Below are 24,752 nucleotides of genomic sequence, written 5' to 3' on the forward strand. Positions count from 1 at the left end.
TTTTGGTATCAGGATTCGTTTTTGCGATCGTGCAGTGGGAAATCAGGAACTCTGACCTAGTTTGTCGTCTCGTTCTCAAATTTCTCCATGTATTTTTCCTGAATCAGCTTTACGAGTTCCGGAGCTTTTCCGCCGATCGGAGTTCCGTTCATCTCGCAAGCCGGAGAGCAGAATTTTGTGGAGCTGGAGACGATGATCTCATCGGCATCCATGAGTTCCGCCATTGTGAACGGTGTCTCATCGACCGGGATCCCGTTGTCTTTGCAGATCTGGATGATGTGCATTCTTGTGATGCCCGGGAGGATGTAGTGGTCGGTCGGGTGAGTCTTGAAGATCCCGTCTTTGATGATGGAGACATTGCTGTGGGCGCACTCGGTGACAACATCGCCGCGGTGGAAGACGCATTCCCCGCATCCCATGGACTCGGCTTTCTCGGCGGCCATGACGTTGACAAGGAGGTTTAAGGTCTTGATGTTGCAGTGAAGGAACCGGGTATCCTCAACATCGGTGAGCTTCAGGCGTTTGCTGGAATCTGCCGGTTTTCCCGGTTTCATAAAGATCCAGAGATTCGGCTTTGTGCCTTTTTCTGGGAACTGGTGCTGGCGGATGCCGGTTCCGCGGGTCATCTGCCAGTAGATGAAGATATCGCTGTCGTCCATCTTCGCGAGCATGTCATAGAGGATCGCGGTCAGTTCTTCGCGTGTATAAGGAATCTCGATCCTGAGAAGGCCCGCACTGTTGAAAAAGCGGTCGAGATGTTCTTTTAAGGCGAAGATCTTTCCGTTTCTTGCAAGTGTTGCTTCATATACACCGTCCCCGAAGTAGCAGGCACGGTCATTCATCGGCACGGTCATCTCCTCGAGAGGACCGAATTTCCCATTGTAATATCCAAGTGTTTTCATAATGATTTCCTCCTGAATTCAAGTGGTTGCGGCACAAGGGCAGGGATTGTTCCCTTTGTGGTATCATAGCATGAAACGCGGGCGTTGTAAAGAATATGGGGTGAACAGGGTTGTGGAAACTTCATAAAAAGTTCGGAAATCTTTCGTTGTAATATGGCATATTTTCCGGTATAATAGGAATGATCATGAAAAGAAACCACCTGTGCAGAAATGGGTGGTGAGCATAATAATGAAGGAAAGTGCAGGAAATTACCAATGAACATCAGTATGAACCCAAATGGTGAACTGTACCAGTCGGCTGTCAACGCGCCGGGAGCGATCAATATCCCGGAGAGCTTTTTAAATGAGGCACGTCAGTTCCGGGAGTTAAATATGCGCTACGCATGTGCGATCCGGGAAGTGAAGACGAAATTGGAAGTATTGAACGACGATCTCGCAGTGCGGAATCAGAGAAACCCGATCCAGATGATCAAATCCAGAGTGAAAAAGCCGGAGAGCATCATCGAAAAACTCCACAGAAGAGGATTCCCGATCTCCGTAGAGTCGGTGCGGGAAAATCTCTACGATGTGGCGGGGATCCGCGTGATCTGTTCGTTTGTGGATGATATCTATACCGTCGCCGAGATGCTGGCGCGACAGGATGATATCAACGTTCTCATGGTAAAAGACTATATCCGCTGTCCGAAGGTCAACGGTTACCGCAGCTACCACATAATCATCGAAGTTCCGGTATTCTTCTCCGACCGGAAGGAAAACATGCGCGTGGAGGTCCAGATCCGGACGATCGCGATGGACTTCTGGGCGAGTCTGGATCATCAGATGAAGTATAAGAAGGATGTGGAAGATGCGAGTGAGATCAGCGATGAACTGAAAGAGTGTGCAGAGGTGATCGCACAGACAGACCTTAAAATGCTGGCGCTCCGCCGGAAGATCGAAGATCGTGAGAGCAGGGAAAATCCCCTCCAATTTGATAAAGATCTGCCGTAGGCCGAAAAGAACAGCCGGCAGCAGATGCAAAAAAGAGAAGAGCGGGCAGACGACAAAAGAAAGCTGAGGAAAAAGCTGTTTGTCGAATGCGTCCTTAATAGAGATAGCAGCACAGGGTTTCGGTGATCCGGAACCCTGTTTTTTTGTACAGGGCAAGAGCCGGAGTGTTATTTCCGGCAACCTGAAGGAGGACCGGACGTTTATGATCACCAGAAGCACCGGTGCGGGATGAAACCGCGACCGGGGTGTCGGAAACAGTCCGACCGGTGTAAAGATCCGTCAGGAGATTTTCGGTGTCTGAAAACAGTCCTACAAGGACAGTCTGTAAAAATGAGGTTCCGTATCCTTTTCCACGCTGCGATCTTTCCACTTCAAAACCGTAGAGATAGTAGTGGGACGGGAAGACAGAAAAATTTACGATGGCATGTCCGGATCGAAAACAGAGTGTCAGGGTCCCGTCGATATCCAGAGTTTCGAGCTGAACATCGGTGAGAAAGCCGGATGGTGCAGCCGCAGATTCCGCATGGTCAGTTCGCCGGACAGCAGTAGAAAAATCCTCCGGCAGCAGCTCCATCATATGTTCCTCAGAGTCCTGTTCCGCTCCGATCGCCTCAAGGACAGCGGCGGTGTTCCGGTCTTTCTGATCCACATAGAAGAGCAGTTCGGAATCCTCTGGAAGTTCCTGGATCCCCTGATCCAGAAGCGCAGAGAAGAGTCCCTGACCGCGGAATTTCGGATCTGTAAAGGCGGAGCACTCAAACAGAAGGTCGTCCACCGGAACAAAAGCGATGGCGGAGACGATGCGCCCGTCGTATTCAGAAAAAAGAAACAGGGATGCATCCTTAAAAGGGAAAGAGAGCGAGGTGTGATCGTGAGCTGTGCATGTATTTACCATGGTTTGGATCTGGTCTTTCCGGAAAGAATCTAAAGAAGAGACGCAGTATGATTTCATCATAAACCTCCTGTAACTAAGTGGAAAAATCGGTGAAAAACATTCCCTTTCAGGAACAAAGTATGTGGATCCGGCGGGAGTTTTATCTGCCGGGGATAAAAATGCAGAAGTGAAATGCGGAAGAGAGACAAATTCCACACCATAGAATCACTGCCGCCATCGTGTTCAGATGAAGATAAGTATATACAGAAAAATACTTCAATTCAAGGAATTTTCCGTGTTTTTTTCTATTGCCGCCATGCAAAAGGGGTGATAAAATGGTTCCTAGTCTCAAAAATGGTTGGACCATTTTATACTGTCTCTCCGCAAGCCTGCGAAGATCGCAGAAAACAGAGACAGAATCTGACAACAGGAGGAAAACAAAAATGAAGTACGTGAAAGAAATTGTGATCATTTTCGGGATCACGATGGTGGGGGAACTCTTGAATATGTTTGTTCCGCTGCCGGTTCCCGCCGGAGTGTATGGACTGTTCATTCTTCTCGGCGGTTTATGCACGAAAGTGATCTCCCTTTCCGATGTGGAAGTGACGGGAAACCTGCTTCTGGATCTGATGCCGGTCATGTTTATTCCGGCCGCTGTCGGGATCATCGATAAGATCGAAGAGTTAAAAGCCATTATGATCCCGATGCTCATCATCACCTTTGTGACCACTTTCATCGTCATGACCATCACCGGCAAGACGGCAGAGTGGATCATCAAGAGACAGAAAAAGAGGGAGAAATAGAAATGTCATTGTACTTTGGAGTATTTATCAGTCTGTTCGCATACCTGATCGGTATGAAGTTAAAGAAAAAATTCGGATGGCCAGTGTTAAACCCGCTGCTCGTCGCGATCATCCTTGTGATCGCATTCTTAAAAGCGACCGGGATCAGCTATACCGATTACAACACAGGTGCATCCTATATCAGTTATTTTTTGACACCGTCAACGGTTTGTCTTGCAATTCCACTGTATAAGCAGTTAGAATTATTAAAGAAGAACCTGACAGCAGTCGCGGCAGCGATCACAGCCGGAGTCATCGGAAGTGTCGTCAGCGTCTATGTGATGTCCATGATCTTCCGTCTGGAACATGTCCACTATGTTTCCCTGCTTCCGAAGTCCATCACGACAGCGATCGGAATGGGAGTATCGGAGGAAGCCGGCGGGATCGTGACGATGACGATCGTCAGCATCATCCTGACGGGAATCCTCGGAAATATCGTTGCAGATGGCTGGTTTAAGCTTGTCGGCATCAAGGAACCGATCGCGAAAGGACTGGCACTCGGAACTTCCGCGCATGCGATCGGAACCGCAAAGGCGCTGGAGCTCGGCGAGGTCGAAGGTGCGATGAGCAGCCTGTCGATCGCGGTAGCAGGCCTTATGACGGTCGTTGCAGTGCCAATCATGTCAGGATTGCTCTAAAATAAAAAGTGCAAAAGGAGAGAAAACCATGGCTGAGAGAGTAAAGAAACGTTCAGAGATCAGAGAACAGGATACCTGGAAACTGGAGGACATGATCGCATCGCCGGAGAAATTTGAAGAGCTCGCGGACGGAGTGGAAGAGCGGATCCCGGGGTATGAGACATACCGGGGAAAACTCGGAAGTTCGGCAGATCTGCTTAAAAGTTACCTGGAATTTGATGAATCGATGGATGAGACGCTCTCTCTCCTCTATGCGTATGCGATGCAGAAACGCGACCAGGATACCTCCGTCAGCGAGAACCAGGCGCTGGTGTCCAGAGTCCAGTCTCTTGCGGTAAAAGCAATGGCTGCTTCGTCCTTCGCCCAGCCGGAGATCCTGGAGATCCCGGATGAAACGATGAACGGATTCCTGAAAATGGATGAGTTAATGGCGTATAAACTCCAGATCGAACGTCTGCTCGCGAAAAAGCCGCATATGCTTTCAGAGAAGGAGGAAGCGATCTTAGCGTCCGCTTCCGAGATCGCGCATACTCCGTCATCGGTATTCTCCTTATTTAATAATGCAGATCTGAAATTTGACCCGGTTGAGGACGAGAACGGGGAACTCGTTGAGGTGACCCACGCGAGATACGGGAAACTTATCGAGAGCAAAAAGCGGAGTGTCAGAGAGGCGGCTTTCCATTCCCTCTACAAAGGATACCGCCAGTTTGCGAACACGATAGCGGCAACCTACGAGGGAAATGTCAAGCAGGGGAATTTCTATGCAAGAATGCGTCAGTATCCGTCGGCAAGAGCCATGTACCTTGCGGAAAACGAGATCCCGGAGCGTGTTTACGATAACCTCCTGGAATCAGTCCATGATGCGCTCCCACTGCTGCACCGGTATATGGGATTCCGGAAAAAATGCCTGGACCTTCCGGAGCTGCACATGTATGATCTCTACGTGCCGCTCACGGATGAGTATGAGAAAACGTACTCCTACAAAGAGGCACAGGAACTGATCCTGAAGGCATTAAAACCTCTCGGAGAGGAATATTTAAACCTCTTAAAGAATGGTTTCGGGAACCGCTGGATCGATGTCTATGAAAATGAGGGAAAGCGGAGCGGCGCCTACTCGAACTGCGTTTACGGCGTGCATCCGTACGTGCTGATGAGCTTTGACGGAACGCTGGATTCCGTCCTCACCCTGGCGCATGAGATGGGACATTCGATCCACTCCTGGTACTCCAATGCCAGCCAGACCTACACGTATGCCGGATATAAGATCTTTGTGGCGGAGGTTGCATCGACCTGCAATGAGATCCTGGTCTTAAATTACATGATCAATGAGACGAATGACAGGAAGGAGAAGTTTTACCTCATCAACCAGCTCGCCGAGCGGTTCCGCACAACGCTGTTCCGCCAGGCGATGTTCGCGGAATTTGAGGCAGAGACTTACCGGCTTTCCTGGAGCGGGACTCCTCTCACAAAAGATTTGCTCTGCAGTCTTTACCATGAGCTGAATTCGGAGTATTATGGAGAAGAGACTGTGATCGATGAGGATATTGATCATGAGTGGGAACGGATCCCACACTTCTACATGCAGTTTTATGTCTACCAGTACGCGACAGGATTTTCCGCGGCGATGGCGATCGCAAGGCGGATCCTTTCTGGGGACGAAAAGACAAAAGAAGGTTATTTCCGGTTCTTAAAGGGCGGATGCTCAAAGACGCCGGTGGAGCTTTTAAAGTTAGTCGGGCTTGACATGGAAAAGCCGGATGTCGTCAATGAGGCGATGAAGGTGTTTGAAGGACTCATCAAAGAGTTGGAAGGTTCCTTTTCATGAACGGAAATTTTCTGAACTGAAGATTCCGTGTGATCAGCTGCGGGGCGGATCTTGTCAGACCGTCTTCCGGACTGAATTGGTGAGGAGCGGACCGGAGTGGATGGAAAAAAGGAATTGACAGTTTTGCCGGATCTGGCGATCGATCATCCGGCATGAGGGGAAGAGGCGAGCGGTTATGAGTATTTATGAGGCGATTTTTAACAGATGTTCGGTCCGCGAGTATGAGATGGAGAAACTTGCACCGGGACGGCTGGAGGCGCTGGAGCGGTATCTGGAGAATATCGCGCTCCTTGATGAGGAGAAAACGGTAAAATTTGAGATCATAGACAATTCAGACGGAAAGCAGAAGATCCATGGTCTCTGGAAGGTCGAGGCGCCGTACTATCTTGCCGTCTACTGCGGGGATGACCAGCTGTCTGTGCGGAATGCCGGATATGCGGCTGAACAGGCAGTCCTTTACCTCACATCAAAGGAACTCGGAACCTGTTATCTCGGGGCGACGAAGGCCGGAGAGGAGAAAAAAGACGGTCTGAAACGTTTCCTCGTGATCGCGTTCGGACGGGCTGCGGGACGCCCGTCCCGCGATTCCTCCCTGGCTCACCGCGCTTCCCTTGCGGCGCTCTGCGCGTTCAAGGACGAACCGGGGGAGCAGGTGAAGGCGATCCTGCGTGCCGCGAGACTCGCTCCGTCCTCATTCAATTCCCAGCCATGGCGCTTTGTCGTCTATTCGGACCGGATCTATATCTTTGCGAAAAAAACACTCCCGTTTTCCGGAAAAGAAAAGCGCGCCTTTAAGGAATTCAACATCGGCATCATGCTCTCCCACATCATGCTGGCCGCCGAGGAGCTCTGGATGAACATGGAGACCCAGGTGGAAGACCAGTTCGCGAAGAAAGATTACAAGAACGGGGAATACGTCTGTACGATCGTGTTCCACAGTTGATAAAAGTATAAAAACAGAGAACGGCAGCTGGCGTGGGTACCAGGTGCCGTTCTTTTTGTATAGCAGGAAATTCCGATGGAACTTCCAGCTATACAAAAAGGCACTGCGTGCCTAAGATGCGCACTCGCGCGAAGATGAAGGTTGTCGCAGGCGACCGCGCTCGGCGCGAGAATGTGCCGAGGCACATTCCATTTTGTTTAGCAGATGAATTGAACATCATAACGATGCAGAAAAAGACTTCTGTCACAATATTTGAAAAATCTTTGCAAAATGCGGAAATTTTTTCAGAACCTATATTTTTACTTGAAACAGAAAAACTCTTATGCTAAAATTGGTAAGAATAAGGTGTTTTAGAAACGTAACTACATCGGAGGAGGAAACTATGATCAGTCAGCTCATACAGAAGATTCAGAAGACAAAGGCACCGATCTGCGTCGGTCTTGACCCTATGTTAGGTTATATCCCGAACCATATTGTACAGAGAGCATTCAAGGACTTCGGCGAGACCATGGAAGGCGCTGCCGAGGCTGTATGGCAGTTTAATAAAGAAATTATCGATAACACTTATGATTTGATTCCCTCAGTGAAACCGCAGATTGCAATGTATGAGCAGTTTGGCATTGAGGGTCTTAAAATATATGCCCGCACGATCGAGTATTGCCAGAACAAGGGACTCCTTGTGATCGGCGATGTCAAGAGAGGCGATATCGGATCCACTTCCTCCGCGTATGCAGTTGGACATATCGGAAGCGTAAAAGTCGGAAGCAACGTATGCCGTGGCTTCAATACAGACTTCATTACCGTAAATCCGTACCTCGGAACAGACGGCATCAAACCGTTTGTCAATGTCTGCAACGATGAAGACAGAGGACTTTTTGTTCTCGTTAAAACCTCCAACCCGTCCAGCGGTGAGTTCCAGGACCGTCTTGTAGACGGAAGACCTCTCTATGAGTTAGTCGCTGAGAAGGTCGTTGAGTGGGGCGAAGCGAGCATGGACGGCGATTACAGCAACGTCGGTGCGGTTGTCGGCGCTACTTATCCGGAGATGAGCAAGATCTTAAGAAAGCTCATGCCGAAGACTTATTTCCTGGTACCGGGTTACGGTGCACAGGGCGGTACTGCGAAAGACTTAATGCACTGCTTTAACGAAGATGGACTCGGAGCTGTCGTAAACTCCTCCCGTGGTATCATCGCAGCTTATAAGCAGGAGAAATATGCGAAATTCGGTCCGGAGCACTTTGCAGAGGCATCCAGACAGGCCGTTATCGACATGATCGCAGATATCAATTCTGTATTATAAATGAAAAAACGCAATTGTTCAGAAAAGTATTGTAACCATAAAAGCTGTACAACTGCGGAATGATCCACATTGAAAAAATAATCATCAGCCATGGCCATTCGTCCGTGGCTGATGTGTTGTAATAAGGAGGGAACCATGGCACAGAAAAAAGTAAACGCTGTGATCTACAGCCAGGAGAAGCTGGCGGAGGGGATCTACAGCATGTGGCTTGACGCACCGGAGATGGCAGAAGCGGCTGTTCCGGGACAGTTTATCGCTGTTTACACAAATGACCCGTCAAAACTTCTTCCGCGTCCGATCAGTATCTGTGAGGCGGACAAGGAGAATGGAAGACTTCGGATCGTTTACCGCATCGCGGGAGCCGGCACAAAGGAGTTTTCCGAATGCAAGGCAGGCGATACCCTGGATATTATGGGGCCGTTGGGAAATGGATTCCCTTTAAAGAAGAAAAAGGCATTCCTGATCGGCGGAGGGATCGGAATCCCGCCGATGCTGGAACTCGCGAAGAACCTGGACTGCGAAAAGACAGCAGTCATCGGTTACAGAGATCAGGAGACCTTCCTTGCGGACGAGCTTCGCAAATATGCTGATGTTGTGATCGCAACGGAGGACGGAAGCGTCGGAACAAAAGGAAATGTCATCGATGCGATCCGCGCGGAGAAGCTCACCGCGGATATCATCTACGCATGCGGACCGACTCCGATGTTAAAGGCACTGAAAGCCTATGCGATGGAGAACGGGATCGAGTGTTACATTTCCCTGGAAGAGAAGATGGCGTGCGGGATCGGTGCCTGTCTTGGCTGCGTATGCCACAGCAAAGACATCGATGAGCACAGCAACGTGAGAAACAAGAGGATCTGCAAGGACGGTCCGGTCTTCCGCGCCGAAGAGGTAGAGCTCCTGACTCCGGACGAGCAGCGCGAGCGCATCGCCTCCGGCATCATGATCAAAAAGGAGGAACAGGCATGAATACAAAAGTAACACTGGCCGGTGTGGAGTTAAAGAACCCGGTGATGACCTGTTCCGGTACCTTTGGTTCCGGTATGGAATACGGCGAGATGATCGACCTTGACCGTCTCGGAGCTGTTGTGACAAAGGGAATCGCAAATGTTCCGTGGCCGGGAAATCCGACTCCGCGTGTGACGGAAGTTTACGGCGGAATGTTAAATGCGATCGGTCTTCAGGGACCGGGCGTTGATGTTTTCATGAAGCGCGATGTTCCGTTCTTAAGACAGCATGATACAAAGATCATCGTCAATGTCTGCGGAAAGTCCGAGAGCGACTATGTGGACGTTGTGGAGCGCCTTGCGGAAGCCGACGTGGACATGCTCGAGATCAACATCTCCTGCCCGAATGTAAAGGAAGGCGGGATCGCGTTCGGTCAGGATCCGAAATGTGCAGAGCAGATCACAAAGGCAGTCAAAAAGGTTGCAAAGCAGCCGGTGATCATGAAACTTTCCCCGAACGTGACCGACATCGCGGAGATGGCGAGAGCCGTTGAGGCAGGCGGAGCGGACGTGGTATCCCTGATCAATACGATCACGGGTATGAAGATCGACATCAATAAGCGGACCTTCGCGCTGGCAAACAAGACCGGCGGTATGTCCGGTCCGGCGATCAAACCGGTCGCTGTCCGCATGGTATATCAGGTTGCGAACGCAGTAAAGATCCCGGTAATCGGAATGGGCGGCATCATGACAGCTGAGGACGCGCTGGAGTTCATCCTCGCGGGCGCGACAGCCGTGTCCGTCGGAACCGCGAACTTCATCAACCCGGATACAACGATCCAGGTGATCGAGGGAATTGAGGCATATATGAAGAAGTACGGCGTGGAGGACATCCACGAGCTGATCGGCGCCGTACACTGAACATAAGGATCGCATTCCTGCACGGCAGGGACGCCATCTGACAAAAAGCCGGCAGATAACGATATCGGAAATCTGCGAAACAGTATATTATCTTGAAAGGAATGGATGAAAAATGGAAAAGTACAAGCAGGAATTTATCGAATTCATGGTTGATTGCGGCGTATTAAAATTTGGAGACTTCGTGACAAAGAGCGGAAGAAAGACCCCGTTCTTCGTAAACACAGGATTCTATCGCACAGGCGCTCAGCTTCGCAAGCTCGGCGAGTACTATGCGAAAGCGATCAATGACACATTCGGAACAGACTTCGATGTTCTCTTCGGACCGGCTTACAAGGGAATCCCGCTGACTGTTGCGACCAGCATGGCGATCAACGAGCACTTCGGCGCAGACATCAAATACTGCTCCAACAGAAAAGAAGTAAAAGATCACGGCGACAAGGGAATCCTTCTTGGCAGCCCGATCGCTGACGGTGACAAGGTTGTGATCATCGAGGATGTAACAACAGCAGGTACTTCCATCGAGGAGACTCTTCCGATCATCAAGGCACAGGGCGATGTCGATGTTCTCGGTCTTGTTGTCTCTGTTGACCGCTGCGAGAGAGGAAAAGGCGAGAAATCCGCACTCACAGAGATCCAGGAGAAATACGGTTTCCGCACAACAGCGATCGTAACCATGAAGGAAGTCGTTGAGCACCTTTACAATAAGGAGTACAAGGGAAAAGTGATCATCGACGATACATTAAAAGCAGCGATCGACGCATACTATGAGCAGTATGGTGTAAAATAATAAAGGAGCGGTTCTATGGAAAAGATTTATAAGACCATGAGAAACACAGGCGCAGCGAGCATCGCGGTCGGAATCATCGTTGCATCTGTCGGACTTGCTGCCGGGATCATCGCGATCGTGAACGGCGCACTGCTTCTTAAGAGAAAATCAGATATTACTTTCTAAAAAATTGATTTCAGGGAAAGATGATGCAGCGGGAGATGCGGCTGAAATGGCGGCATCTCCTTTCCTGCTTTTCTCCCGTAAGGTCCGGTTCTGCAAGAAATGCAAAAAGAATGCGGGAAAGCACCCGCACGGGAACGGGAGAAAATAAAAATGGAGAAGTTTGAAGATGAAAAAACACAGACATCGGATTCTTGGGGCGGTCTTTTTCGTCCTGTATCTGGTTCTGCTGACATATTTCCTGTTTTTCGCCGAAGAGATGGGGCGCAGTCCCGATGCGAGGGCCGAATATTCCTACAACCTGACCCTTTTTAAAGAGATTCGGCGTTTTATTTTATACAGGGACATTCTTGGCTGGCGCGCGGTATTTTTAAATATTTTCGGCAACGTGCTGGCGTTTATGCCGTTTGGCTTTTTTTTGCCGGTCATCTGGGAGCGGACGAGACACTGGTATATCACCGTGATCTTAAGCTTTGCCATGAGTCTCACCGTGGAAACGATGCAGCTCGTCGGCAAGGTTGGAAGTTTCGATGTGGATGATCTGCTCTTGAATACCATCGGCGGTTTTGTCGGGTATATTATTTTTGCCCTTGCGAAAGGCGTGTGGGAGAGATACAGTGGAACGAATCGGAAATAAAGTATCGTATATAAAAAAGCCGCTGGCAAAAAACAGTTTTGTGGCGGCGGGACTTGTGGCGGCGGCGCTTCTTTTTTACGCCGCTGCCATCGGTTTTTCCTATCACACCCAGGGGAATGCGCCGCTTGCGGCAGCAGCTCTGGGTTTTTGCAGTATTATCACTGCGGTATCATCGGTGGTCTACGGGATCTTCGCGATGATGGAGAAGGAGAAAAATTACATTCTGGCGAAGATCTGTCTCGCGGCGGCGGGGATCCTGCTGCTCGTGTGGGCACTGATGATCGTATTTGCTCTGTAATGAAATGGAGGCATGAGACATGGAACAAGATCTGATCAGAGAGCGCTATGACCTTTCCATGGCGCGGATCCGGGATTTTCTGACGGAAGAGACAGTACCGGAAGTTTACCGGGATTATTTTAAAAAGGTGACGGAGCTCATCATTCAGTGCGGCGAAGTCCTGAAGGCAAAGAAAGACGGAAGTCTTGACAAGATGACTCTGGAAGAGGGGAGAGCCTTAAATCAGAAGCTCTATGCGGACGTTCTCCCGGGAGCTTATGAGACAAGTTATGCGAATCCGGCTTATGCTGTGCAGACGCTCGGAGAGGAGTATGGAAAGCTTCTTTCTTATCTCTATGCGGAGATCCGTGCGGACATCGTCTATGCATTTGAGGGGCGTGTTCTCGATCTCGTGATCGGAAACGAGGCGCTGATCGAGATCTACAACCTGTTTGAGGGCGAGGCGCTTCCGGCGGCGAAGGAGATCAAGGACGTCCTCTACTGGAGTGCGAGCGATTACTGTGATGTGACATTGACTTACCGTGTGCGGGAAGGTGTCGATCCGACGCTTGATTTTGCGAAGAAGATCATCATGGAGAGTGATCTCTCGGATCTTTCTTACCTGTACCGCTTCGGCGAGTATATCTCCCCGGAGGAGGAAAAGATGGCGGCGTTCTTAAACAGCCTGCCGGAGGAAGAGGTCAGGAAGATGGCGGATACCTATACAGACGGATATATCCGCGGGTTTGAGGTCATGGGACGTGATCTCGCAAAGAAGAAAACGGCGGCAATCCGGTATCCGGTCGGAATGGAGCGTATGGTTCGCCAGGCGGTGAAGAATTTCGAGGCAGCAGGTCTTTCTGTGATCTTCCCGCGAGGTGCGGTCGGCAGCATCAACCGGAATCCGGCGGGGCGCGGCGGCTATACATCGTCTTCCCCGAACAGACAGTACGACTATGATCACCGGTATGACAGCGCGGTCTATATGGACAAGGCGTTCCGTGACCGGAAGATCGGCGTTTTGAAGACGGCGTATGAACAGTATAAGAAGGAGGCGGCTGTCTATGCGGGACCGGCGGTCATCGAGACGTTCGGTGAGCCGGGATTTGAGCCGGTGAACAAGCCGGAGGCGTGGGCGTTTACGGAGAAACAGCAGAATCTTTATCTGGAGTACCGGAATCTTTCCATGCCGGTCGTGAACGAGTATATTCCGGGAGATGAGACGAGCTTCACGATCATTGCGTTCCCGGTTCCGGCGATTGGGGAACACTTCACGGAAATATTTAAAGAGACGATCCGAATCAACACTTTGGACTACGAGCTTTACCGCGATATGCAGCAGAAGATCATCGATGTGCTCGATACAGCAGAGTATGTGGAAGTGATCGGAAAAGGTGAGAACCGGACGAACATGCAGGTACGTCTGGCGGCCCTTTCTGATCCGGAAAAGCAGACGAAGTTTGAGAACTGCGTGGCCGATGTGAATATTCCCCTCGGTGAGGTGTTCACTTCACCGAAGCTTGCGGGGACGAACGGAATCTTAAATGTGGGAACGGTCTATATCGGAGATATCCAGTACCGGAATCTTCTGATGGAGTTCAAAGACGGACGTGTGGTTTCTGCAGTCTGCGACAACTTTGCGGAAAATGGAGAGATCGATAAAGAGGCGGGACACCGCCTGATCGTGCAGGGGATCATGAATGGACATGAGATCCTGCCGCTCGGCGAGTTTGCGATCGGAACGAACACGACGGCGTATGCGATGGCGGAGAAGTTCGGGATCCTGGACCGGCTGCCGATCCTGATCGTGGAGAAGATGGGACCGCATTTTGCGGTCGGTGATACTTGTTACAGCTGGTCGGAGGACAGTCCGATGTATAATCCGGATGGGAAAGAGATGATCGCGCGGGACAATGAGGTTTCGATCTTGCGGAAGGAAGATATCTCGAAGGCGTATTTCGGAGTGCATACGGATATTACGATCCCATATAAGGAGCTGGAGAGGATTTCGGCTGTGCGTGAGGATGGGACGAAGGTGGATCTGATCCTTGATGGGAGATTTGTGCTGGCGGGTCTGGAGGAGTTGAACAGGCCGCTGGGGGAGGAGTAAGATCGCTTTTTGAGTTGAAATGGGTGCCTTTGGAGGTGCAGGTGAGCTGCATGTTCGGGGGCATCTTTTTTTGTGTATTGGCGAGGGTACGCGGTGAGCTTCCGGGCTGGAGTGCACAGGGATGCGGGGATGGTTCCTCTAAGCCTGCAGGTGACTGCTAAGGGCGAAAACAAGACGACACAACTCGCTGCGCTCAGACAAGTGTCGTCTTGTTTTCAACGCAGTCACCCGCGGGCTAAGAGGAAGCCAGATCCCCGGATCAAGGCACTCCAGCCCGGAAGCTCACCGCTGGGATGTGGCAGAGATTGCGCTCGCGCGGGGCGCATCGCTGGGGTGATGCAGCTTTTTCAGATGAAGTCACCTGTGGGGGAAGAGAAAGCGGATCCCGGATCAAGGCACTCCAGCCCGGAAGCTCACCGCTGGGATGTGGCAGAGATTGCACTCGCGCGGGGCGCATCGCTGAGAGATGCGGCAGATGTATGCTCATCGCGGGGATGTGGCAAAATCTACGATTCCCACTTGACGTGCATGGAAAAACCTTGTATTATGATTGATAAGGAATTATTGTTATTCAAATGCTATATATTAGTGAAACTTATCAATATTTGTTACACTCATAAGGAGAAAAGACAATGGCAAAAGTTGGAATTGTAATGGGCAGTGACTCTGATATGCCGATCATGGCGCAGGCTGCCGAGGTACTGGAACAGTTTGGGATTGATTTTGAGATGACGATCATTTCCGCACACAGGGAGCCTGATACTTTCTTTGAGTATGCGAAGAGTGCTGAGAGCAGGGGCATGAAGGTGATCATTGCCGGTGCAGGTAAGGCGGCTCATCTTCCGGGAATGTGTGCAGCGATCTTCCCGCTTCCGGTTATCGGAATCCCGATGAAGACTTCTGACCTTGGCGGGGTGGATTCCCTCTATTCGATCGTGCAGATGCCGTCCGGGATCCCGGTTGCAACGGTAGCGATCAACGGCGGAAAGAATGCCGGTATTCTTGCTGCAAAGATCCTTGCGGCTTCGGATGCGGATCTCCTTGAAAAGTTAAAGGCTTATTCTGAGAAGATGAAGACGGAAGTGGAGAGTAAGGCGGAGAAGCTCGACAAGATCGGATATAAGGAGTATCTTGCTTCCATGAAGAAGTGATCGGATGATACCACCATCCCAAACCATGAATAAGCAGCCGTTTTGCGTAGGAAAATGAGCAGAGTATGGCTGTTTTAGGAAATTGCAAGAGCACGAAGTGTGGAACAATACGGTATCATGGGGCAAAAAATTTTGCACACGATATCATCTGATATAGAAAAATTAAGGAAAGGAAAAGCTATCATACATCTTCTGGATGTCTGCGATAGCCGGGAATACATATGGATTACAAGAAAGCCGGAGTTGATATTGAGGCTGGTTACAAGTCTGTGGAGCTGATGAAAGAGCATGTGAAGAAGACGATGCGTGAGGAAGTTTTAGGTGGTCTTGGAGGATTTTCCGGTGCTTTTTCTCTTGCAAAGATCAAGGATATGGAGGAGCCGGTTCTTCTTTCCGGTACGGATGGATGCGGAACGAAGGTAAAGCTTGCGATGATCATGGACAAGCATGACACGATCGGTATCGATGCAGTTGCGATGTGTGTGAATGATATCGCATGTGCGGGCGGCGAGCCGTTATTCTTCCTGGACTATATTGCATGCGGCAAGAACTATCCGGAGAAGATCGCGGATATCGTCAAGGGTGTTGCGGACGGCTGTCTCCAGTCCGAAGCTGCTCTGATCGGTGGTGAGACTGCGGAGCATCCGGGTCTGATGGCTGAGGATGAGTATGATCTTGCCGGTTTTGCGGTTGGCGTCTGCGATAAGAAGGAGATGATCACAGGTGAGAATCTCCAGCCGGGTGATGTCCTGATCGGAATGGCTTCCACGGGTGTTCATTCCAACGGTTTTTCCCTTGTCCGCAAGGTTTTTGAGAAAGAAATGACAAAAGAGGGCTTAAATACCTATTATGATGAGCTTGGAAAGACTCTCGGCGAGACGCTTCTTGCTCCGACAAGGATCTATGTAAAGGCTTTAAAGAACGTAAAGAATGCAGGTGTTACGATCAAGGCGTGCAGCCATATCACAGGCGGCGGTTTCTATGAGAATGTTCCGCGTATGTTAAAGGATGGCGTCCGCGCGGTGATCCACAAGGACAGCTATCTGATCCCGCCGATCTTCCCAATGATGCAGCAGAAGGGTGAGATCGATGAGAAGATCATGTACAACACGTTCAATATGGGAATCGGTATGGTCGTTGCAGTCGCTGAGGAGGACGTCCGTGCGGCGATGGCAGCCATGAAGGCAGCGGGAGATACCCCGTATATCATCGGTTCCATCGAGGCAGGAGAAAAGGGAGTGACCTTATGTTAAGAGTCGGCGTTCTCGTTTCCGGAGGAGGAACAAATCTTCAGGCGATCCTCGATGCGATCGATGCGGGTACGATCCGCAATGCGAAGGTGGAGGTCGTGATCAGCAACAATGCGGGTGCATTTGCCTTAGAGCGCGCGAAAAAGCACGGGATCCCGGCAGAATGCCTGTCCCCGAAGGAGTTTGCGTCCAGAGAGGAATTTAATGAGGCGCTTGTCGCGAAGATCGATTCCTACCAGCTGGATCTGATCGTGCTGGCCGGATACCTGGTAAAGATCCCGGCGGCTATGATCGAAAAATACAGAAATAAGATCATCAATATCCATCCGTCCCTGATCCCGTCCTTCTGCGGTGTCGGCTTTTACGGATTGAAGGTCCACGAGGCTGCGCTTGCGAGAGGCGTGAAGATCACCGGTGCGACGGTGCATTTTGTGGATGAGGGAATGGATTCCGGTCCGATCATCCTGCAGAAAGCGGTTGAAGTGGAAAAAGGCGATACGCCGGAGGTTCTTCAGCGCCGTGTCATGGAGCAGGCGGAGTGGAAGATCCTTCCGAAGGCGATCGACATGATCGCGAACCACGAGATCTGATCGTATCTGTCCTGGCTGATATGTATTTTTACATGTTGCCAGGACAGTCGGCTTATGTCATAGGGAAGTTTACAGGAGGAAGAATAGATGAAGGTTTTAATCGTTGGAAGCGGCGGAAGAGAGCATGCGATCGCATGGAAGGTCGCCCAGAGCAAAAAAGTCGAAAAGATCTACTGTGCGCCGGGCAATGCCGGAATCTCCGAGGTGGCGGAGTGCGTGCCGATCGGAGCCATGGAATTTGATAAATTAGTTGCATTTGCAAAAGAGAAAGAGATCGACCTGACCGTGATCGGAATGGATGATCCGCTCGTCGGTGGGATTGTGGATGTCTTCGAGAAAGAGGGACTCCGCGTATTCGGACCGAGAAAGAATGCGGCGATCCTTGAGGGCTCAAAGGCATTCTCCAAGGACCTCATGAAGAAATATCATATCCCGACAGCCGCTTATGAGACATTCACAGACCCGGAGAAGGCGCTGGAGTATCTTGAAACGGCGAAGATGCCGATCGTCTTAAAGGCGGACGGTCTTGCGCTTGGAAAGGGCGTGCTGATCTGCCAGACATTGGAAGAGGCAAAAGAGGGCGTGAAGACGCTCATGATGGATAAGAAATTCGGCTCCGCAGGGGATGAGATCGTCATCGAGGAGTTTATGACCGGCCGTGAGGTTTCCGTTCTGTCCTTTGTGGACGGAAATATCGTGAAGATCATGAGTTCCGCCCAGGACCACAAGCGTGCAAAGGACGGCGACCAGGGCTTAAATACAGGCGGTATGGGAAACTTCTCCCCGAGCCCGTTCTACACGGAGGAAGTCGATGAATTCTGCAAGAAGTACATCTACCAGCCGACCGTTGATGCGATGAAGGCAGAGGGAAGACCGTTCAAGGGCGTGATCTTCTTCGGACTGATGCTGACACCGGAGGGACCGAAGGTCTTGGAGTATAACGCGAGATTCGGCGATCCGGAGGCGCAGGTTGTTCTTCCGAGACTGGAGAACGATATCGTGGACGTCTTTGAGGCGTGCATCGACGGAACGCTCGACAAGGTAGACTTAAAGTTCGACAATGATCGTGCGACGGTCTGCGTTATCCTTGCATCCGACGGCTACCCGGTCGAGTACAAAAAGGGATTCCCGATCGAAGGACTTGAGAAGTTCAAGGGAAAAGACGACTATTATGTCTTCCACTCCGGAACAAAATTCAACGACAAAGGCCAGATCGTCACAAACGGCGGCCGTGTCCTCGGCGTGACCGCAACCGGAAAAGACCTGAAGGAAGCCAGAAAGAAAGCCTATGAGGCGACGGAGTGGGTTTCCTTTGAGAATAAGTATATGAGACATGATATTGGACGGGCGATCGACGAGGCGTAAGTGATCCGGAAAATTTTCTGGATCTGCAGGATCAGAAGAAAAATGACAGATTGATATTGAGAAAACCGGCGATGAATAAATCTTCGCCGGTTTTTCTGCTCTCATGCATCTGAAATGCTCTCATAGCTCATCATCACAAGCTGGAAGATGATCCTGAATCCTCAATAACAACTTTAACAGATGGGATATTGCATTCTGCTGTTATTTGGGCTCCGCTTATTCTGCGGAAAACATCTTCAGTACAGAAGGCTGCTTCATTAACTAAATCAGAGATGTCGTTTAATGCACCCCGATTATACCGAAATTGAAAGGTTTCTGAAATATAATTATCGTTTTCAAACGCCATTTCCTTTTCTGGTGCACTTCCTTCTTCATTCAAAACAATATCTCCTATTTTTAAGGTTGCCATTACTGGAACGATATCCTTAAATGACTCGATCGAAATTGTTATATCAAAAACTCCGGTATATAATTTATCTACAGTGACTGAAGTGATAGAGAACCAAGGTTCATCAGCATAGTAAGCCACACTTCCAACGCTGCATGGTGTCATGGATGAGTTTGATCTGCCTTGTTCAAATACATAAATATCTGGTGCCTTTATATAAATTTTATCAGGCAGTGTGTCATATTGATAATTATAAATATGTTCATTTGTATTTCCATCGGAACTTTCTGAAATTTGTTGAAGTTCATGTAAGAACTTGTTATCTATGGCACATTCCATCGTAGAAACCGGTGTTATAACGGCAGTTTCATATTCTGGATACTTTATTGTAACGCTTAAGGTTCCGTCCTCATCAGCGGGTTTGCTATAATAACTCCATATCAGAACTGCAGACAAAAAGACGCACACAAAACAAATAACAGGAACAATTATTTGGGATTTTTCCGCTTTATTCATATGGCCTCCTGAAAATTCTGCTTATCTTGGCTTTATACGATAATGTACTGATAAAAATAAGATTTTGTTTAAATTATACTTATATAATAACGGTTTGCTGATCCAGTGTCAACATTCAAGCCAAATAGAGATCATTCTAATGATGACTTATTGTTACTTTTCACGGGTAGGAATTTTCAGAACTGAAAATTCCGTATGATACCGTTATGGTCTCGGATTTTGCCGATTCGGAATGCGAAGCATCGGCAAAATCCCATTACAGTGCACGGTCACTGCCATATCAATAAAACAATTGACAGGATGAAATTTTTGTTTCATGATGTTAGAATATTGATGTGATGACCGATGTGCTCACAGTGACGCATTGTAACTGTGAAGCTGCTGAACAGTTACGACGTATTTTATATTCAGGAGTGTATCCATGAAATCAATATCCATCTACGCACTGACAAGAAAACAGAATATCGCCTGTCTTTCCAGGTTGGAGCATCAGCTGTCGGGCAGGGAAAAACCTTTAAAGATCCGGACATGGGAACTGAACAGTATGCGGGCATTTGTGGATCACCTGGAAGAACATATGCCGGAGGTGTACCGGCTCCGCTTCTTTTATTCTTTCCAGATCCCGCGTCTCGGAAAAGAGTTTGACCTGCTCCAGGTGAAGGAAAAACAGATCGTGAACATCGAGCTGAAGAGCGGCGCTGTCTCCGGGGACGCGATCCGCAGGCAGCTGATCCAGAACCGTTATTACTTATCGGTGCTGGGGAGACCGATCCGGTCCTATACCTATATCAGCAGTGAGGACCGTCTGGTCCGTCTGACGAATCATGATAACCTTGTGGATGCGGACTGGGACCGGCTATGTGAGGAGTTGAAGGATCCGGGTGAGGATGAGCCGGGAGATCTCGAAGACTGCTTCCGGGCAGAATGGTATCTGATCTCCCCGCTGACACAGCCGGAGCGGTTTTTGCAGAAGGAATATTTCCTGACGGCCCAACAGAAGGATATTGAGCGGCAGATCTTAAAGAAAGTCCGCGCGGAGCGAAGCGGATATTACTCATTTTCAGGACTTCCTGGGACGGGAAAGACGCTGCTTCTCTACGATATCGCGATGAAACTTTCCGGGCGTCAGAAGGTCTGCATGATCCACTGCGGGACATCGGGAGAGGAGTGGAAGAAGCTTCATGAGAGACTCAGGCGAATTCTCTGGATGTCGGATCGGGAGATCACGGAGGAGACCGGTTTTGAGGATTATGGTGCTGTTTTTGTTGATGAGGCGCATCTGCTGAGTGAGGAGCCCCTGAAGCGGATCATACGGGCAGCAGGAACACGTCCGGTTATCTTTTCCAGTGACTGCGAGGACCAGATCTCCCCGGAAGAGGCGGACCGGAGTGCGAAGAATGAGCTGGAAAAACTTCCGGGGATCCAGCTTTTCCGCCTGACAAACAGGATCCGGACAAATGTGGAGCTTTCCTCGTTTATCCAGAATCTGATGCACCTTCCGGACCGGAAGACCACCCGGCATTTCCCGAATGTCACAGTGCTGTATGCAAATGATGAGCGGGAAGCGGAAAATCTGATGTTGGATGCAGGGGAACACGGGTTTCAGATCCTTTCGCGACAGGAAGACAACGGGAAGACGATGGACCGGTTGGCGGTGCTGTTGGATGAGAAGTATTATTACGATGAAAACAGGTATCTGCGATCGCAGGATCATACGGTGCGCACACTGTTTTACAGGCTAAACGGTGCGAAGGAGAAGCTGATGATCGTAGTGAAAGAGAATGCTCCGGTTTATGAGAGAGTATTGGAGTTGTTGTGAAGAGCATGGGAGAAGATAGTTGGGATATCAGCAGCCAGTTTCCGATAAAAAATTCTTGACAAATCCGTATGACATTGCTATTATTGCTTTAAACCGTTGAAGAGGAAGTTGTACCAGAAAGAACAGTCTCCCAGAGAGTCCGGGGCGGTGGGATCCGGACAGAGTGTTGTGGTAAGTGGGCCTCAGAGGGCAAGGTGAAAAAGAGGAACGGATCAAGAGGAATCTTTAGTAGCCGAGACGCAGGGTCAGCGTTACGAGACCAGGAATGTAACTGCATTCTGTAAAGAGTGGGTGCTTGGCACCAAACAAGGTGGTACCGCAGGTATATGACAGCCTGTCCTTGAACGAAGTTCAGGGATGGGCTTTTTTGATAAAAAGATTTCCCGATCTTCTGAACTTGAAATGTCAGTCCTTTATGAAAGCCGGAAACCGGAGCGGTGAGAAAATGCATCGTGGCATGCAGAAACGCATAGTCTCCCGGGAGGCTTTCGTATATGACAAGAGTTATGTTACAGAAGAAAGGAAGGCAATCGTATGAGCGAGGAGAGAAAACTTCAGTTTCGCGGCGGGATCGGAATGTCCCTGATCCCGGTAGCAATTTATGTATTCTTCTGCATGGTGCTGTTCATCGGCTTTAAAGCATTCAACATGGAAGCACTTGCAGTCGGAGGATTTTTAGCCCTTTTGATCGGCGGCGTGTTCTGCACGAGCTACAGTGAGTTCTGGGAGAGTGCGATCCGGGGAATTTCCTCGATCACGTCGGTATCGGTCATTGTGATCCTGCTGCTCGTCGGCATGTTCAGCGCCCTGATCAAGCTGTGCGGCCTTTCCGGCGGATTCGTATGGATCGCCAACGCGGTCGGCATGAAAGGCGGGATCTTCGTTGCATTTACATTTCTTGCCACATGCATCGTATCGACAGCGACCGGTTCCTCGATCGGAACCATGTTTATCGCGTTCCCGATCTTTTACCCGGCGGGGATCATGCTGGGTGCCAACGAGATGATGATGGCCGGCTGCATCGTATCCGGCGCGATCTTTGGAGATAACCTGGCGCCGATCTCCGACACGACGATCGCTTCGGCTTCCACGCAGCAGTTTAAGAACGGAAAACCGGCCGATATCGGTGGTGTCGTGTCAAGCCGTATCAAGTATTCGCTGGTGGCAGGACTGATCACGATCGTGATCTTCGCGATTTTCGGCGGTGTTGGCGGTACTTATGAGGGAGGTTCCATCGATGCGGCGTCCAACCCGGTTTCGTTAGTCATGCTGATCCCGGTTGTCCTGATGCTGACGGTTTCGACAAAAACAAGAAATATCTATGAAGGCATCCTCGTCGGTCTTGCGACAGGAACGCTTGTCGGCCTTGCAGCGGGATTATTTACTCCGGCGCAGGTATTTTCCAACGACGCGGCAAACAACGCCGCAGTCGGCTTCCTGGTTGACGGGATCAACAATATTTTACCAACCTGTGCGCTTGTCATCTCCGTATTCGGCATCATGGGAGTTTTAAGCGACGCAGGCATGCTGAACCTGATCGCCGAGAAGATCCTCGACAGTAAGATGGCTGGTACAGCGAAAGGTGCTGAACTCGTCTGCATGATGGGGATCGCATTTACAACGATCTTACTTGGCGGTGTGACGAGTGCCTCCATCCTGACATTCGGACCGATCTTAAATAAGATCGGAGCGGCGAGAAACATTCACCCGTACCGCAGAGCGAACCTTTTAGACGGAACGGCAAACAGTCTTCCGGCGATCATCCCGTTCATGAGCGTGTTCGTATTCATCGGATCCGCATTGACAGGTCTTTCCCCGGTCATCGTTGCGGGCGGAACGATCTACGGATTTGTCCTGTTCTTTGTATTCCTTGGAGCTGTCCTTACGGGATGGGGATGCCAGAAAGAAGAATAGGGGAGTGGTTTCCTGGATCTGGATCATGAAAGCTCATGAAGTGTCAGGATGGCACAGACGTTGGAACGAGTACACGAGAGAAAAGAGGTTATGGAAAAATGGATGATACCTTTACATTATACGATCTCAAGGTGGAAGTAGTCGCCGGTGACCGCCCGATGGTGTGCAGCCACAAGGTGGGGGACTATTTCCTGGTACAGGGAGAAAACCTGGTGTTTCCGAAGGAAACATCGTTTTCCATGTATTCCCTGAGCGCCATCCTGCCGCTTCTTCCGGCAAAAGAACGGCCATTGGACCCGAACGACTGGATGCTCTCCGACGCGGAGATCGCCTGCCCGGATCCGAACTGCGGGGCGAGATTTAAGATCACAAGAGTCGGAAAGCGGATCCAGAGTCATGGGCAGTGCACGGTCGTGCCGCTCATGAGACCGGATGCGGGAAAATATCATGAGAATTAGATAATAAGGAGAATCGATCATGCAGAAAAAAGCTCAGTTTAAAAATGGATATACCTTCAACCGCGTCATCAATGGCTGCTGGCAGCTCTCCGCGGAGCATTGTCTTCAGGGACACCTGGACTATGACGATGCGATCCGCGCGTTCCACGAGCTGGTGGAGCAGGGATTTACGACGTTTGACTGTGCCGACATCTACACGGGCGCTGAGGAGGTCCTCGGCCGCTTTGTGACAGAGTTAAAGGCGAGCGGACATTATCAGGAGGAAGACATCCAGATCCACACGAAATTTGTGCCGGACAAGGACGTTCTTCCGGTGATCAACATGGAGTACACGGAAGGAATCGTGGACCGCTCCTTAAAGAGAATGCACCGCGAAGCTCTGGATCTGGTACAGTTCCACTGGTGGGATTTCAATGTGCCGGGCATGATGGAGACGGCCTTTGACCTTGTAAAGCTTCAGGAAAAAGGAAAGATCCGCAACATCGGTATGTGCAACATGGATACAAACGCCTTAAAGCAGATGGTTGACGCCGGTATCCCGGTCGTATCCAACCAGGCGCAGTATTCCGTCTTTGACCGCCGTCCGGAGAGAACACTTTTGGATTACAGCGCAGAGCACGGCATCTACACATTCGCTTACGGCACACTGGCCGGTGGATTTCTCGCGGAGCGCTACATGGGAAAGACATATGAGGCGCCGGAGACCCGTTCCCAGGTGAAATACATGCAGATCATCGAGGATTCCCTCGGCTGGGACGGAATGCAGAAGCTCCTTCCGGTCCTGAAAGCGATCGCAGACAACCACGGCGTCAGCATCGCCAACGTGGCAACCCAGTACATCTTAAACCAGAAGAGCGTCGGAGCCGTCATGGTCGGAACCAGAAACTCCAAACATGTAAGATCCAACATTCAGACACTGGAATTTGATCTGACCGCGGAGGAGATGAAGACGATCCGCGACTTTATCGATCAGTACCCGACTCCGGAGGGAGAATGCTATGAGCTTGAGCGCACCTCTCCGAGATATAAGGGGATCATTCTGACGGACAGAAACCATGTGGATAAGTAAAATGACATGCAGGGATCATGGCAGGAGATTTACAGAAAAGCAAGATCAGCGATGACAGAGAATCAGACTGCAGGAACGGT

At 50.2% G+C, this 24,752-nt stretch carries 24 protein-coding genes; 21 read left to right on the forward strand and 3 right to left on the reverse strand.

The features are described 5' to 3' along the window. Positions 1 to 56: 56 nt before the first annotated feature. Positions 57 to 902, reverse strand: a complete 846-nt coding sequence (locus FN001_RS05230) for a D-amino acid aminotransferase (RefSeq protein WP_142411052.1) — start codon at positions 900 to 902, stop codon at positions 57 to 59. Positions 903 to 1,157: 255 nt separating this feature from the next. Here FN001_RS05230 and FN001_RS05235 point away from each other — a divergent pair, with 255 nt between their 5' ends. Further along, positions 1,158 to 1,889 carry a GTP pyrophosphokinase gene (locus tag FN001_RS05235; RefSeq protein ID WP_142411053.1) on the forward strand — a complete coding sequence of 244 codons (732 nt, stop codon included), beginning with the start codon at positions 1,158 to 1,160 and terminating at the stop codon, positions 1,887 to 1,889. Between the two features lie 94 nt (positions 1,890 to 1,983). On the opposite strand, the gene FN001_RS18010 is transcribed toward FN001_RS05235, so the two are convergent. After that, positions 1,984 to 2,844, reverse strand: a complete 861-nt coding sequence (locus FN001_RS18010) for a GNAT family N-acetyltransferase (protein WP_185911847.1) — start codon at positions 2,842 to 2,844, stop codon at positions 1,984 to 1,986. 362 nt (positions 2,845 to 3,206) lie between these two features. Here FN001_RS18010 and FN001_RS05245 point away from each other — a divergent pair, with 362 nt between their 5' ends. The 16 genes from FN001_RS05245 (at position 3,207) to purD (ending at position 18,508) form a co-directional block, all read left to right on the forward strand. Next, the gene (locus tag FN001_RS05245) at positions 3,207 to 3,566 is read left to right on the forward strand and encodes a CidA/LrgA family protein (RefSeq protein WP_142411054.1); all 360 of its coding nucleotides are present in this window, start codon (positions 3,207 to 3,209) and stop codon (positions 3,564 to 3,566) included. A 2-nt stretch (positions 3,567 to 3,568) separates the two neighbouring features. Beyond that, positions 3,569 to 4,243 carry an LrgB family protein gene (locus FN001_RS05250; RefSeq protein WP_118298524.1) on the forward strand — a complete coding sequence of 225 codons (675 nt, stop codon included), beginning with the start codon at positions 3,569 to 3,571 and terminating at the stop codon, positions 4,241 to 4,243. Between the two features lie 28 nt (positions 4,244 to 4,271). Continuing rightward, positions 4,272 to 6,068 (forward strand): oligoendopeptidase F, encoded by a 1,797-nt coding sequence (gene pepF, locus FN001_RS05255; protein WP_142411055.1) that lies wholly within the window; start codon positions 4,272 to 4,274, stop codon positions 6,066 to 6,068. A 175-nt stretch (positions 6,069 to 6,243) separates the two neighbouring features. Then, positions 6,244 to 7,011: a nitroreductase family protein gene (locus FN001_RS05260; protein WP_142411056.1), complete on the forward strand. Its 768-nt coding sequence runs from the start codon at positions 6,244 to 6,246 to the stop codon at positions 7,009 to 7,011. Between the two features lie 382 nt (positions 7,012 to 7,393). Beyond that, positions 7,394 to 8,311, forward strand: a complete 918-nt coding sequence (gene pyrF, locus FN001_RS05265; RefSeq protein ID WP_118298521.1) for an orotidine-5'-phosphate decarboxylase — start codon at positions 7,394 to 7,396, stop codon at positions 8,309 to 8,311. A gap of 135 nt (positions 8,312 to 8,446) precedes the next feature. Then, positions 8,447 to 9,280 carry a dihydroorotate dehydrogenase electron transfer subunit gene (locus tag FN001_RS05270; RefSeq protein ID WP_142411057.1) on the forward strand — a complete coding sequence of 278 codons (834 nt, stop codon included), beginning with the start codon at positions 8,447 to 8,449 and terminating at the stop codon, positions 9,278 to 9,280. Next, a complete protein-coding gene (locus FN001_RS05275) occupies positions 9,277 to 10,179 on the forward strand; it encodes a dihydroorotate dehydrogenase (protein WP_142411058.1) in 903 nt (300 codons plus the stop codon). Before FN001_RS05270 ends, FN001_RS05275 begins: the two co-directional genes overlap by 4 nt. Positions 10,180 to 10,291: 112 nt before the next feature. Beyond that, entirely contained in the window at positions 10,292 to 10,966 is a 675-nt protein-coding gene (pyrE, locus tag FN001_RS05280) for an orotate phosphoribosyltransferase (RefSeq protein ID WP_118298518.1), read from the forward strand. A gap of 15 nt (positions 10,967 to 10,981) precedes the next feature. Further along, the gene (locus tag FN001_RS18015; protein WP_182426546.1) at positions 10,982 to 11,131 is read left to right on the forward strand and encodes a hypothetical protein; all 150 of its coding nucleotides are present in this window, start codon (positions 10,982 to 10,984) and stop codon (positions 11,129 to 11,131) included. 166 nt (positions 11,132 to 11,297) lie between these two features. Further along, a complete protein-coding gene (locus FN001_RS05285) occupies positions 11,298 to 11,765 on the forward strand; it encodes a VanZ family protein (RefSeq protein ID WP_118298517.1) in 468 nt (155 codons plus the stop codon). Next, complete coding sequence (locus FN001_RS05290) at positions 11,746 to 12,063, forward strand: calcium:proton exchanger (protein ID WP_118529487.1); 318 nt, start codon at positions 11,746 to 11,748, stop codon at positions 12,061 to 12,063. The genes FN001_RS05285 and FN001_RS05290 overlap by 20 nt, the downstream gene beginning before the upstream one ends. A gap of 19 nt (positions 12,064 to 12,082) precedes the next feature. Then, complete coding sequence (locus FN001_RS05295) at positions 12,083 to 14,152, forward strand: aminopeptidase (protein WP_142411059.1); 2,070 nt, start codon at positions 12,083 to 12,085, stop codon at positions 14,150 to 14,152. A gap of 632 nt (positions 14,153 to 14,784) precedes the next feature. After that, on the forward strand, positions 14,785 to 15,303 hold the full coding sequence (gene purE, locus FN001_RS05300; RefSeq protein WP_142411060.1) for a 5-(carboxyamino)imidazole ribonucleotide mutase: 519 nt from the start codon (positions 14,785 to 14,787) through the stop codon (positions 15,301 to 15,303). 221 nt (positions 15,304 to 15,524) lie between these two features. After that, the gene (gene purM, locus FN001_RS05305) at positions 15,525 to 16,556 is read left to right on the forward strand and encodes a phosphoribosylformylglycinamidine cyclo-ligase (protein WP_118298513.1); all 1,032 of its coding nucleotides are present in this window, start codon (positions 15,525 to 15,527) and stop codon (positions 16,554 to 16,556) included. Next, positions 16,550 to 17,143, forward strand: a complete 594-nt coding sequence (gene purN / locus FN001_RS05310) for a phosphoribosylglycinamide formyltransferase (protein WP_142411061.1) — start codon at positions 16,550 to 16,552, stop codon at positions 17,141 to 17,143. The genes purM and purN overlap by 7 nt, the downstream gene beginning before the upstream one ends. Before the next feature lie 87 nt (positions 17,144 to 17,230). Further along, complete coding sequence (gene purD / locus FN001_RS05315) at positions 17,231 to 18,508, forward strand: phosphoribosylamine--glycine ligase (RefSeq protein WP_142411062.1); 1,278 nt, start codon at positions 17,231 to 17,233, stop codon at positions 18,506 to 18,508. A 133-nt stretch (positions 18,509 to 18,641) separates the two neighbouring features. Here the strand turns inward: purD and FN001_RS05320 are convergent, their stop codons facing one another. Then, entirely contained in the window at positions 18,642 to 19,412 is a 771-nt protein-coding gene (locus FN001_RS05320; RefSeq protein ID WP_142411063.1) for a hypothetical protein, read from the reverse strand. A gap of 421 nt (positions 19,413 to 19,833) precedes the next feature. Here FN001_RS05320 and FN001_RS05325 point away from each other — a divergent pair, with 421 nt between their 5' ends. The 4 genes from FN001_RS05325 to FN001_RS05340 all read left to right on the forward strand — a co-directional run bounded on the left by FN001_RS05325 (position 19,834) and on the right by FN001_RS05340 (position 24,672). Continuing rightward, entirely contained in the window at positions 19,834 to 21,231 is a 1,398-nt protein-coding gene (locus FN001_RS05325) for a DNA/RNA helicase domain-containing protein (RefSeq protein WP_142411064.1), read from the forward strand. A 534-nt stretch (positions 21,232 to 21,765) separates the two neighbouring features. Then, on the forward strand, positions 21,766 to 23,145 hold the full coding sequence (locus FN001_RS05330; RefSeq protein ID WP_142411065.1) for a Na+/H+ antiporter NhaC family protein: 1,380 nt from the start codon (positions 21,766 to 21,768) through the stop codon (positions 23,143 to 23,145). A gap of 98 nt (positions 23,146 to 23,243) precedes the next feature. Then, positions 23,244 to 23,603 (forward strand): TIGR04076 family protein, encoded by a 360-nt coding sequence (locus FN001_RS05335; protein WP_118321574.1) that lies wholly within the window; start codon positions 23,244 to 23,246, stop codon positions 23,601 to 23,603. Between the two features lie 19 nt (positions 23,604 to 23,622). After that, a complete protein-coding gene (locus FN001_RS05340; RefSeq protein ID WP_118298506.1) occupies positions 23,623 to 24,672 on the forward strand; it encodes an aldo/keto reductase in 1,050 nt (349 codons plus the stop codon). Positions 24,673 to 24,752 lie beyond the last annotated feature (80 nt).

It is taken from the genome of Clostridium sp. Marseille-P7770 (assembly GCF_902143525.1).
GTDB lineage: Bacteria > Bacillota > Clostridia > Lachnospirales > Lachnospiraceae > Pilosibacter.

Coding starts and splice junctions, on each gene's coding strand:
- FN001_RS05230 (WP_142411052.1), bottom strand. CDS start 902: ATGAAAACACTTGGATATTACAATGGGAAATTCGGTCCTCTCGAGGAG.
- FN001_RS05235 (WP_142411053.1), top strand. CDS start 1,158: ATGAACATCAGTATGAACCCAAATGGTGAACTGTACCAGTCGGCTGTC.
- FN001_RS18010 (WP_185911847.1), bottom strand. CDS start 2,844: ATGATGAAATCATACTGCGTCTCTTCTTTAGATTCTTTCCGGAAAGAC.
- FN001_RS05245 (WP_142411054.1), top strand. CDS start 3,207: ATGAAGTACGTGAAAGAAATTGTGATCATTTTCGGGATCACGATGGTG.
- FN001_RS05250 (WP_118298524.1), top strand. CDS start 3,569: ATGTCATTGTACTTTGGAGTATTTATCAGTCTGTTCGCATACCTGATC.
- pepF (WP_142411055.1), top strand. CDS start 4,272: ATGGCTGAGAGAGTAAAGAAACGTTCAGAGATCAGAGAACAGGATACC.
- FN001_RS05260 (WP_142411056.1), top strand. CDS start 6,244: ATGAGTATTTATGAGGCGATTTTTAACAGATGTTCGGTCCGCGAGTAT.
- pyrF (WP_118298521.1), top strand. CDS start 7,394: ATGATCAGTCAGCTCATACAGAAGATTCAGAAGACAAAGGCACCGATC.
- FN001_RS05270 (WP_142411057.1), top strand. CDS start 8,447: ATGGCACAGAAAAAAGTAAACGCTGTGATCTACAGCCAGGAGAAGCTG.
- FN001_RS05275 (WP_142411058.1), top strand. CDS start 9,277: ATGAATACAAAAGTAACACTGGCCGGTGTGGAGTTAAAGAACCCGGTG.
- pyrE (WP_118298518.1), top strand. CDS start 10,292: ATGGAAAAGTACAAGCAGGAATTTATCGAATTCATGGTTGATTGCGGC.
- FN001_RS18015 (WP_182426546.1), top strand. CDS start 10,982: ATGGAAAAGATTTATAAGACCATGAGAAACACAGGCGCAGCGAGCATC.
- FN001_RS05285 (WP_118298517.1), top strand. CDS start 11,298: ATGAAAAAACACAGACATCGGATTCTTGGGGCGGTCTTTTTCGTCCTG.
- FN001_RS05295 (WP_142411059.1), top strand. CDS start 12,083: ATGGAACAAGATCTGATCAGAGAGCGCTATGACCTTTCCATGGCGCGG.
- purE (WP_142411060.1), top strand. CDS start 14,785: ATGGCAAAAGTTGGAATTGTAATGGGCAGTGACTCTGATATGCCGATC.
- purM (WP_118298513.1), top strand. CDS start 15,525: ATGGATTACAAGAAAGCCGGAGTTGATATTGAGGCTGGTTACAAGTCT.
- purN (WP_142411061.1), top strand. CDS start 16,550: ATGTTAAGAGTCGGCGTTCTCGTTTCCGGAGGAGGAACAAATCTTCAG.
- purD (WP_142411062.1), top strand. CDS start 17,231: ATGAAGGTTTTAATCGTTGGAAGCGGCGGAAGAGAGCATGCGATCGCA.
- FN001_RS05320 (WP_142411063.1), bottom strand. CDS start 19,412: ATGAATAAAGCGGAAAAATCCCAAATAATTGTTCCTGTTATTTGTTTT.
- FN001_RS05325 (WP_142411064.1), top strand. CDS start 19,834: ATGAAATCAATATCCATCTACGCACTGACAAGAAAACAGAATATCGCC.
- FN001_RS05330 (WP_142411065.1), top strand. CDS start 21,766: ATGAGCGAGGAGAGAAAACTTCAGTTTCGCGGCGGGATCGGAATGTCC.
- FN001_RS05335 (WP_118321574.1), top strand. CDS start 23,244: ATGGATGATACCTTTACATTATACGATCTCAAGGTGGAAGTAGTCGCC.
- FN001_RS05340 (WP_118298506.1), top strand. CDS start 23,623: ATGCAGAAAAAAGCTCAGTTTAAAAATGGATATACCTTCAACCGCGTC.